General features: G+C 63.2%; 6 protein-coding genes and 1 tRNA gene. 5 read left to right on the top strand and 2 right to left on the bottom strand.

The window, feature by feature from the left end:
- The 5 genes from Q1N79_RS18420 to Q1N79_RS18400 form a co-directional block, all read left to right on the top strand.
- Positions 1-279 (top strand): hypothetical protein (locus tag Q1N79_RS18420; protein ID WP_300610532.1); only part of this gene is annotated, 279 nt, incomplete at its 5' end.
- A 336-nt stretch (positions 280-615) separates the two neighbouring features.
- A tRNA-Thr gene (locus tag Q1N79_RS18415) sits at positions 616-691 on the top strand.
- 591 nt (positions 692-1,282) lie between these two features.
- Positions 1,283-2,668: a hypothetical protein gene (locus tag Q1N79_RS18410; protein ID WP_300610531.1), complete on the top strand. Its 1,386-nt coding sequence runs from the start codon at positions 1,283-1,285 to the stop codon at positions 2,666-2,668.
- The gene (locus Q1N79_RS18405) at positions 2,665-3,237 is read left to right on the top strand and encodes a hypothetical protein (protein WP_300610529.1); all 573 of its coding nucleotides are present in this window, start codon (positions 2,665-2,667) and stop codon (positions 3,235-3,237) included. Before Q1N79_RS18410 ends, Q1N79_RS18405 begins: the two co-directional genes overlap by 4 nt.
- Positions 3,234-5,165 carry an AAA family ATPase gene (locus Q1N79_RS18400; protein ID WP_300610527.1) on the top strand — a complete coding sequence of 644 codons (1,932 nt, stop codon included), beginning with the start codon at positions 3,234-3,236 and terminating at the stop codon, positions 5,163-5,165. Before Q1N79_RS18405 ends, Q1N79_RS18400 begins: the two co-directional genes overlap by 4 nt.
- 86 nt (positions 5,166-5,251) lie before the next feature.
- On the opposite strand, the gene Q1N79_RS18395 is transcribed toward Q1N79_RS18400, so the two are convergent.
- Both Q1N79_RS18395 and Q1N79_RS18390 read right to left on the bottom strand, forming a co-directional pair.
- Positions 5,252-6,046, bottom strand: coding sequence for a hypothetical protein (locus tag Q1N79_RS18395; RefSeq protein ID WP_300610525.1), 795 nt, complete (start codon positions 6,044-6,046; stop codon positions 5,252-5,254).
- Positions 6,047-7,221: 1,175 nt separating this feature from the next.
- Positions 7,222-8,487 carry a hypothetical protein gene (locus Q1N79_RS18390; protein WP_300610523.1) on the bottom strand — a complete coding sequence of 422 codons (1,266 nt, stop codon included), beginning with the start codon at positions 8,485-8,487 and terminating at the stop codon, positions 7,222-7,224.
- Positions 8,488-9,096: the final 609 nt, after the last annotated feature.

The raw sequence follows: 9,096 nt of genomic DNA, 5'->3' as shown, positions 1-9,096 counted from the left end.
GAGCCGGGCGACGCGACCCCGTGGCAGGCCGCGGGCTGGATCGAGGCCAAGCTGAGCGCCGATCACAACACGGTGGCGATCATCTACACGATGATCGACGACTGGCAGGCGGTGAAGGACAGCGTGGCCGGCCTCCCGCAGTGGATGCAGGCCAGGGTCCGCTACTGGATCGCCGATCCCACAGGCGTGCCGCACGTTCTGCCCGGTTCCAACGCCACGCAGTGGTACTGGGGCAACAACTACGACATCTCGACCGCCGACCCGGGCTTCGAGAGCTAGCCGCAACCGGTTGAGACGCTGAGTGCCGCCGTCCGTTGCGGACGTCGGCGCTCAGCGTTCTCCGGCACGGATGTTCGTCCATCCGCAGTCCCTCCCCGACGTAGCGCTCGCTGTGCCAGAGTGCGCGGGGGCGGCCGAATGTACCGGGGGAGGTCGGACTGCTTTCACCGTGGCGCAGGCGGACGCCTCCGGGCGGAGACGCGAGCACCACAGAAGTACGCTAAGCTCTCTAAGGCCGGTTGGCGCACGGGCTGGCACGCTGTTGGACTCGACGGCGTCCCAGCGCTGTGCACGGCCTGAGGAGACGCGTTGCGGTGCGGAACCCCAGGAATACATGCCCCGTTAGCTCAGTCGGCAGAGCGTCTCCATGGTAAGGAGAAGGTCAACAGTTCGATTCTGTTACGGGGCTCCAGGTCAGCGGCCTGATGCCTCAAGACAGGCAAGGCCGGTGGGGACATCAGTGGGGACTAACGGCTCGGCTAGTTGCAACTACCCGAGCCGTTAGCGTCTCGTCGGATGAGGATCCCGTCGAGCGTTGTGTGATCTCAGCCTTGAATAATGGAACAGCCCGGTCATGGTGGACGCTCTCTGCGGCCCTGATCCCCTCCGTGTGAACGAGGCATGTGCTGTCGGCCGGTGTGGCTCGCTGTGGCTAGATAGCAGCTCAAGCCCACAACTTGGATGCTCGGCCACGCCTCATGTTGCCCTGCGTGGGCCGATGATGGCTCTCCGCCTGGCTCCCCGCAAGCCCAAGCTTGATCGGGTGATCTGAGTCACATAGTCGACATGCAGCCGCCCCGTACACCTGGGTATCCGAACGGGCGAAGCTCACGTCCCCTGGCGACGGTGATGACACGCCGATGAGCGTCTCCTGTGCGACGTAGAAAGCGGCGGACCGGCTGGAGCGGTGCGCTCGAGGAAGATGGCGCCACCGGCCGGTTTGCCAAGCTATCAAGTCGCAGTTCGCAGGTTTCTCCGGGAGCAGTCGCCATATATTGCATAGGTGTCATCTGACCTCGGAGAAGGGACCGCGACGGCAACGCAGGCCGTACTGTCCGCACAGCCGACGGATGACGCTGGGGCTCAGACGGCTGACCGGTTTGAATGGCAGGCGGCGATGGCGGCAGCTGATGCTCTTTCCCTCTACCGCGAAACCATCGACAACGGTCGTTTGGCCTCCGCTACTGATGTGGGAATCGTCTGCGAACATCACGAGGACTGGGTGGTTATTGGCCCGGGGGGAGCCGAGCTTGTCTCAGCGAAGCATCGCGACCCGTCGGTGGCGGTATTCACTACCATTAATCAGCTGCTCGGAGACGGCGGGCTCGCGCACTTGTTCGGGCGCTGGCATACGATTAACGAATTGCCGTACTGTCGCCTGGTCACGACCGCCGGGCTGGCCCCGGGAGAAGCCCAGGGACTGAACGAGGCGGCCGTAGCCCTCCGGAAACTCGCGGGCGAAGGGCAGATGCTCCTCGCAAGCGGCACTCACGAGGCAGTCGTTATCCAGTTCGCGAAAGGCCTTCAGCGGACCCCGAAGTTCCTGCCGACTCCGTGGAAAGCGTCAGTCGACGCTGGCGTCACAGATCCCGCCGCCGATCATCTGGAGCAGGCGGCCCGCTTTTTGTCTGTGCTCCGGATAGACGAGGCCAGACCGCAGCGTACCTACGTCAGCGATGCTGCCCCGAACATGTACTGCGTTCCGGTCTTGCAGACTTTGGGGCACGACGCCCTGCTCGCCGTCTCCGTCTGGGAAGCCGTGATGGCGCTCTTCCGAGCCCGAATGCGGGCAGCAGGTCCTACTTCGCGCGGCGCGCTGCCTCATATTCAGGCTGGCCAGGTCAGACTCACCAGCGGCGTGTTGGCGCAGCGTGAACTGGCCAAGCGAACGGTGACAATCGCGGATCTTGACCTCACGATTCGGAAAGCGGTCTCGAACCGAGCAGGCTACCTGCCGATCGTCCCGCCCCCGCGCACTACGCGTCTCGGGATCAAGATGGAAGCGGGACTCTGCGCTGATAACTCCATCGAGCGAGCGGAGCAGCTTCGGTCTGATTATTTGGCGTACTGGAGCGAGCGAGACAGTGGAGACCCCTTGGCCCGCTCACTCCGGCAGCGGCTGCAACGGGCGCTGCTTGCCATCAGCGACGATGCTGCCACCGCGATCACCGATTCAGGAGCACCTCTTCGCGGGCCCGACCTGTGGCGCGACATTAAGGCGCGCGTGAAGGCGATGCCGCCGGGGGACTGGCCCGAGGACCTTGACGCCGACCTGCGCCTCGGCGGCATCTGCGACCTGACCGCCCAGTGCCTGGTCTGGTTCAGCGAGCGGTTCGACGTCGCCGCGCGTCTCGCTGCCGCTCGGTCTTGGCAGGGGGATGCGTCGTGACGATCCCCAGGAACCCGGAAGACTTTGCCCTGCTGCGGGAAGATCTCGCCTATCACCAGGTACGCGTCCTGCTCCTGATAGACGCGGTCGCCGCTGCGCGCGGGCACCAGGGCAAAGTCGACGGCCTTACCAAGCTCGCGAAGCTGGACTTCCTGCTGCGCTACCCCGTCCTCGCTCCGCTGGTCCTCGATGCGCTCAGCCCGGCCGATCCGCGGCTGGGACTGCATGAAAAGGAGACAGGAGACCCGACCCATGTCGAGGCGCCAATGATCCGGTACAAGTACGGTCCGTGGGATGATCGCTACTACGCGGTCATAGGAGCGCTCGTGAGCCGAAACCTACTCCGCTACGTCGGCGGCCGGCGCGGCAGCGTCGCGCTTGCCCCGACCCCGACCGGACGGGTGTTCGCCGCGCAGTTGGCGGCAGCAGACGAGTGGAGCGAAATCGCGGACCGCAGCAAGGCCATCGCGGAGTCATCGGCCGGGCTGTCTGGTAACGCACTCAAGGACCTCATTTACCAAAGACTCGGCTCCCTCATGGACCGGAAGTACGGAGAAGTGATCCGGTGACAGTCAAGGTCCGTCTCGACAGCGTCTTCCTGGAGACCATCAGGGGACGCGTCGAGTACCGCTTCACCTCCGACCTGATTGTGCTGGCCGGGCCGACCGGTGTCGGTAAGACAACCCTGCTGGAACTGGTCAAGTACGGGTTCGGCGGGAACGGGAAACTGGCTCCTAAGGCAGTCGAGGCCGTCCACGACGTGATTCTCGAGGTTACCTTCGGCACCTCCAGGTTCCGCCTCGCGCGCAGCCTGGACCGTGCTAAAGCCCGGGTGGTCCGCGTAACCGACCTGGTCACCCAGGAACGCCTACAGGACCACTATGTCGAACCTTCCACCGAGCCGAGCCTCAGCGTGTTGCTCATGACTGCCTTGGGCCTGCCGGCAGACGCCCGGGCCGCGGCGACAGGGGGTAGCAGCAGCAAGCCCGGCAACCGGATCACGTTCGCCGACATCTTCTCCTTCATGTACGTCCAGCAGTCAGAGATCAACCGGGATATCGCGCACAGCCAGGACTCGTATCTCGACCCGAAGCGGAAGGCAGTGTTCGAGCTCCTCTTTGGGATTACCAACGCGGAGATACTCGCCTTGCAGTCCAGATTCAACAAGCTCAAAGGCGACCTGCAGGTAACCGAGACACAGCACCAGACCGTTCTGTCGTTCCTCCGGAACAGCAGAACAGAGGACCGTGCCGTCGCCCAGCAAAGCCTGGAAGCAGCCGTAGCGGACGAGCTTGAAGCAGAGGCAGCGCAGGCCGCTCTCCGTGAGGACGTGGACCCGGTCGCTGACCGGGAAACGGCTGTCCTGCGCGACCTGCTCGGCGAAGCCGAGCAAAGCCTCGCGGATGCCCGGAAGACGGCCGTTGACCTGGCCCGCCAGCAGGGAGAGTGCGCCGCCGAGCGTCGCCGCGTCCGGGGAGACCTTGACCGCTACCATCGGATGCGCGACGCGGGAGAGCGCCTCGCCGACTTCGAGTTCACCCTCTGTCCGCGTTGCATGCAGCCGCTCACCACCAGGCCGGTCCCCGAAGGAGCATGCCGGGTCTGCCTGCAACCCGACCCCGTCCACGACGCCCTAGACGGCAACGACCTCTACGAGGTCCGGCAGCTAGCCGACCAGCTCGACGAGATGGACGGTCAGCTGGAACTCCTCGCAGGGCGACTCGCCACGGTGACCCAAGCCATCAGCGCGCGCGAACAGCTGGTGAAGAATCTGAACGCCGACCTGGATGCCCGCACACGAGACCGGGTAACGCCGCGGCTGCAGGCCTTCAGCGACGTGTTCCAGCGGATAGCAGCAGCACGGGCCCGGCGGCAGGAACTAGAGCATGTTCTCCGCCAGTGGGATAGCGCGGATGACATCGCAGCGGAGGCAAGACGGATCCGGGCAGAGCGCGAGGAGGTCAAGTCCGAGCTCGACGGCAGGGCCGAAGACCTCAGAGCCCGCCGTGAAGCGCTATTCGCGAGCCTCAATGAAGAATTCCAGCGGACTGTCGACGAGATCGGCATACCAGGCGTAACCAGCGCCTCCATCGACACGAAGACCTATCTCCCCTTGCTGGATAACGGCCCGTACCAGAATTTCAGCCACGGAGGAGGGATCATCACCGCTGTGCAGGTGGCCTACTGGACAACCCTGCTCACCGTGGCGATTTACACCACCGGCTACCACAACGACTATCCCACGCTGCTCATCATCGATACTCCGCAGCTAGCGCAAAACGACCAGGTGCAACTGAACAACGCGGTGTACCACAGGCTCGCCACACAGCGAGACGCCGGCAATCGTGGCGAAGTCCAGCTCATCATCGCCGACAACGCGGTTCCTGCCGACTATAAGCGGTCCTTTGCGGAAGAGGAATTCAGCTATGAGAGGCCTACCATTTCCTCGGTTCCGCATCCGGGGCGCGGAAAAGTAAAGCCTATACATGAATCGTGACAGCTGGGCAACACCTCAGGATCGTCGAAAGTAATGCTGTGACAGTATGCATGCCATGCGTGCCGCTTCCGTCTGACGTCGTCGCGTTAGGTCGCGTTCGCGCAGTTCAGAGCACTTGAGGCGTCTCGGTGCGTCGCGCTCGGTCTGGCGAAGTCTGGACTCGTTGGCACTTGATTTGGCACTGGCTTACCCGACCATCTGGTCAAGTGACGCGCCCCGGTACGAGCGAGTATGCGCCGGACCTTCTCCTGGCTTGGGTCCGCGCGGTCTCGACTGGTCCCGTGCGCTTTACGGCCCGCAAGCCACTGGTCCCAGCCACCGGGGTAGCCCCAGAGGTATGCAAGCGGCGCCAGCCGGGCAGCCTTCTGCGGGTTGATCTTGGCCAGGAAATCGTCGCCATGCATGGTGCGCTTGCTGCAGTTGCAGGACGAGCACGCGCGCACGAGGTTGAACCACATGTTGTTGCCCTTGGGCTTGCCGTCCAGTGCCTGGTAGTGGTCGTCATGCTCACCTGGGCCACCGCAGTAGAAACAAGGGTCATTTCTGATGGCTTTGCGATACTCGACCTCGTATTCCATGTCAAGCGCGTCCATGCCCTCAATCCCCCACCTGTGGTGCCTGAGCTGGCTTGCGCGGGCCTGCTCTGGATGGTCGCGGGCGTATTGCAGCGCGCGTGCCTTGAGCGCTTCCCTGTGTGCCTGGTAGTACGCCGCGGCCTGCTCCACCTGCCGGCCTGAATCCTTACGCTCTTGCTGGTATGCGGCGACCTCATCCTTCTTGGCGATCCTGCGCAGAGCATTGCTCTGGATGATGACATCGCGGCGTCGGGCATTCTGATACTTAGTACTGCAACGACGGCATCGCTTATCTCGGTACGCCACCTGCTCAGTACAGCCATTGTCCTGGAACCCGATACAGGCGTACTTACGCTCCAGTTTGCCGCCCTGCTGCTGGGGTGCACTCTGTCCGGCCCGCCGGCGTCCCGTCCTGAGCCTGGACGCACGCTCGGTACCGCATCGCGATGCGCGATAAACCGACCTAGCCACTTTGGCTCTTTGACTTTGCCGCCCTGGGCCTCCACTGCACGGACGAACCGCTCGTAGTGTTCCTCAGTTGACATGGCCCTGACAGGGCTAGGGTCCCGACGGTCTTGTGTCACCGACTAAGTATCGAACACGGATACGATAAAAGTAAATAGAATGGGCCCTGGTTCGCGATCTAGGTACGTACCGACACGCCGAAGCGGCAGCCGCCTTACTGATCACAGGCGGGGCGGTGTAGGTGAACTGATCGGCGGTGACGGCCTTGGACGTGCCCGCCTTAGCGACGACCTCGACATTGACCGCGCCTGCCTGCTGCCTTGGCGCTGTGACCTCGAGCTTGCTGCCCGACAGCACCGCTCAAGAGCGATCTCACTTGCGAGCGCGCCGTTGCCAGACTGCCAGGCCGTAAAGCGGGCAGTGCTGCTGTGCCGCCACTTGGCCGGGGGAACTATGCGGATTACATTAGCCAAAGTAGCCAGGCCGCGACTTCGGCAATCGAGTCATACCCCCTCGGTGCGAACGAGGATTTTTGTGTCGTCTGGAGTGGCTCGCTGTGGCTAGATCGCAGGTCAAGAGCATATTTCGGACGCTCGGCCAGGCTCCGCGTTGCCCTGTGTGGCCCGATGATGGCTCCCCATTTGGCTCCCGCGCGGCCCGGGCCTGGCCAGGTGACCCCGGGTCACCCCTGAGTTCGCAGACGGTCCTCGCGACGCGCGAGATCGCCGCGCCGTGAGCGGCTCGTACGGTGGTATCCGACCCGGCGAGCGGTCGACGCGGCTTCGACAAGCAGGTGGCGGCTACCTTGGTCCAGCGGACGTGCACGCTGGTCCCATGCCTCACGGCCCTCAGCGCTGTCGGCGGCCGCCTGAGGGCGGCGGCTCCCGTTTCTGGCGCCGTCTGCTGCTGGCCGAACGGACGATTTTCGTGATCGAGATCATGAGCACTTATTGGGTTGGGGGATCTTGGTGGGGTCCAGCCGCTCTCGCGGTTGGGCGACTCGCCGCTACGCAGCATCAGTCGAACAACCCGAGGGCAGCCTTCACCAGCCTGTACTGAGGTGTCCACGCCCAGCCGAACTCGTACAGGTCCCCGTGATCCATGAAGACGAGTGCTCGTTTGGCGGCTTCCATTGAATTGATATTCTGAAACATCTCTTCGGCGCCAAGCAGTAGACTTGCGGGGGCCTTAACCGTAAGGTGGCCATCGGCGTACACGCCACGGGAATACTCTTGCACCTCCGGACGCGGTGCGGTATTACGCCAGACGAGTGGCTCAGCGGGGCTGCCGTCGTCGAAGATGAATTTGCCGACGATATCGATCCCGATGCCCTCGTCGTTTGGCACTTCAAGATAATTGCGTATCGTCCCCCATCCCGGCCGGGGCTGCCAGTTCGCCGCGGACGGGTTCCCCGATGGCCTTGATGATGGGTTATCGACACGTTGCAACAGTCGGAATCCCGAGAGATTGACTGCTTTCACGCCAGGGCCTATGTATATGTCAGCCGGCCCGTGGACTCTTCCCTGATCGATTATGTCGTTGGTGTTGGTTGACGAGAGGAGAAAGTAAAAGCCGCCGCCCTTTCTCTCCGGGCGATTCGCGTGATAGGTACCCGGTTGGATGTCGATGCCGACCACGAACAGCCCTTCTCCGGCGATCAGGGGTGTCGACGGAGGCTCGACGGCTTGGATGGCCGCGTCGAGCGTGTCGCCGATCCGCTGCCATGGCAGGAATCCGGAGGTCTCGAATGCCTTGACGCCGGGTCCGATGGTGACCGTGGCGGGGCCGTTCACCAGCTGATCGTCGATGGTGTCATGGACGCTGGCCGAGGACAGCAGCTTGTACGAGTGGACGCCCCCGTCAGATGCCGGACCCGGCGTGCGGTAGACGCCCGGTTGGATGTCGATACCGACGACGAACAGCCCGTCCCCGGTGATGAGGGGTGTCGACGGTGGCTCAGCGGCTTGGATGGCCGCGTCGAGCGTGTCGCCGAGGCGCTCCCAGGGCATGCATCCCTCGGTCTTGACCGCCTTGACGCCAGGGCCCACGACCATGGTGGTGGGGCCGAAGATCAAGGCCCAGTCCATGATGTTGCCTGAATTACGGGACCTGATCAGCTCGAATATGGTCTGGACCAGGTTCCCGCTGACGGCGAAGTCTGCTAGCGACGATAGCAGAGCATAGGCCGCGACGCGGCCGGCGATAGGGCCAGGCATTCGGTAGACTCCCGGCCGTATGTCGACACCGACAATGAAGAACCCGTCGCCGCTGAAACCTCTCATCACTGAGCCCTCTATTTCGACCGCCGGAAATCCTCCTTAGCAACGTATCTGGGCGATGGCGTGGCTGAGCCGGGATGCAGTCCTGCTGCCAGACTTTCGGAAGTCCTGGATTTGATCCGGGGGCGAGCAGGCTACAGTTCGTGGGCCGAGTATTCGGTTGTCGTGAGCCCGCGAAACATGCGCGGGTTCAGCGCCGCATGGCGCTGTAGCCGGGAAACCGGGACCTGCCCAGAACCCTCGCTCATCATTCCCGGGCGAGGTGCTGACGATCACGAAATTCCCTAGTCACACTACAGTCCCGTTATCTCGTAGGGTGAGATTCATGTCGCTTTGCGTAATTTCGTTCCCGGGTTCCGGAGACGGGCTTACCGGACTGTCTCGTGACCTTGCGTGATGGGCCGTCCAGGGGTGCCTCTTGGCTGACGAGTGCCGCCACGGTGAGCCGCCTGGCGTGGTGATGCCATTTCGATATTGCCTGGTGCCGTCTTCTCCAGTTTGAGAACTCGACATGGAATTCTATGACGTTGTCGCTGGCACCGCTCATGACGACCCTGCTGAGGCGCATTACCTCATTTCTCGACAGCTTCACGTAGCCGACATCTTCGGGGA

It is taken from the genome of Trebonia sp. (genome assembly GCF_030042015.1).
Taxonomy (GTDB): Bacteria; Actinomycetota; Actinomycetes; order Streptosporangiales; family Streptosporangiaceae; genus Trebonia.
This window is presented reverse-complemented; position numbering and strand designations above follow the sequence as displayed.

Excerpts from the sequence above, each read along its gene's own strand:
- Q1N79_RS18390 (WP_300610523.1), bottom strand. The coding sequence starts at position 8,487 with ATGAGAGGTTTCAGCGGCGACGGGTTCTTCATTGTCGGTGTCGACATA.